This window comes from Leisingera sp. F5 (assembly GCF_001593695.1).
In genome coordinates this window covers 1-1,225 of sequence record NZ_LUKH01001157.1, presented here as the reverse complement: position 1 = coordinate 1,225, position 1,225 = coordinate 1, and the positions used below count along the sequence as shown (strand labels likewise).

1 protein-coding gene is annotated in these 1,225 nt (G+C 60.5%); it reads left to right on the top strand.

Annotated features, from left to right (window positions below; all coding sequences use genetic code 11):
* The coding region (locus A2I95_RS39725; RefSeq protein ID WP_291737847.1) for a TRAP transporter large permease subunit at positions 1 to 1,225 on the top strand (1,225 nt) is incomplete at both ends.

Below are 1,225 nucleotides of genomic sequence, written 5' to 3'. Positions count from 1 at the left end.
GCGGCGCCATCCTGCTGGGCAGCTTCAACGTCATCGGCAGCCAGAACATCACCGTCTCGACCTTCTCGGATGCAGGCGAGACCGCCTCCTTGCGCACCAATGTCGGTGCCGAATGCAAAGCCGCGATGATCGACCTGCACGGGCAGGAGGACTGGGACGCGGCTGTTGCAGAACAGGAGGCCATTGACGCCGCCGGCGGCGTGACATTGTCAGAACGGCTGAGCGAGGATGAAATCATCGCCGCCCGTGATGCCAAGATTGCCGCCGCCGCGCCGATCGGCACCGGTATCGCAGTGATCATGATCCTTCTGGGTCTGGTGCTGGCCTTTGGCCGCGGTGTGGCGCCGTCGCGCGATTCCAAGCCGCTGATCCTGGGCGCCATCGGCGTGCTGCTGATTGCGCTGGTGGATCTGGTGGCCATTGCGCCGGCCACTTCGGCAGGTGCTACCGTGCTGTGGATCGCTTTGCCGCTGCTGCTGGCACTGTGGGGTTGCCGCGAGGCCGCCGCGCGCTGCGCCACCAACGATCTGATCCGGGTGGTGTTCCCACCGCTGGTGCTGATCGTTGCGGTGCTGGGGTCGATCCTGGGCGGTATCACCAACCCGACGCCCGCTGCGGCGCTGGGGGCAGGCGGTGCTATCATGCTGGCGGCCTACCGCAAACTGCAGGATGAGGGCCGGTCCGGCAAGATCATCATCTGGTCCACCTTTGCGGTTATGCTGTGCATTCTTGTCGGCATGAACTTTGACCTGCGGGTCAATCAGGGCGGCGTTTCCTTGGAAAGCTGGATCGCTTTCTTTGTGGCCTACGGCGCCTATCTCTTTGCGCTGTTCGGATTGCTATACGGCTGCTGGGTGCTGTTCAAATCAGGCGTGCTGACACCGATTGTGCGAGAGACCGCCAAAGTGACCTCAATGGTGTTCACTATCCTGATCGGCTCGCAGCTGCTCAATTTGGTGGTGATCTCCTTTGGAGGCGAACACTATATCCAGCAGTTCCTGAAGAGCTTTGACAACGAGATGACGGTCTTCCTGATCGTGATGCTGGTGCTGTTCTTCCTGGGTTTCGTGCTGGATTTCCTAGAGATCATCTACATCGTGATCCCCATCGTCGGGCCGGTGATCTATGGCGGATCTTTCGATCCGAAATGGGTGACAATCATGGTGGCGGTGAACCTGCAGACTTCGTTCTTGACACCGCCCTTCGGGTTCGCGCTGTTCTACTT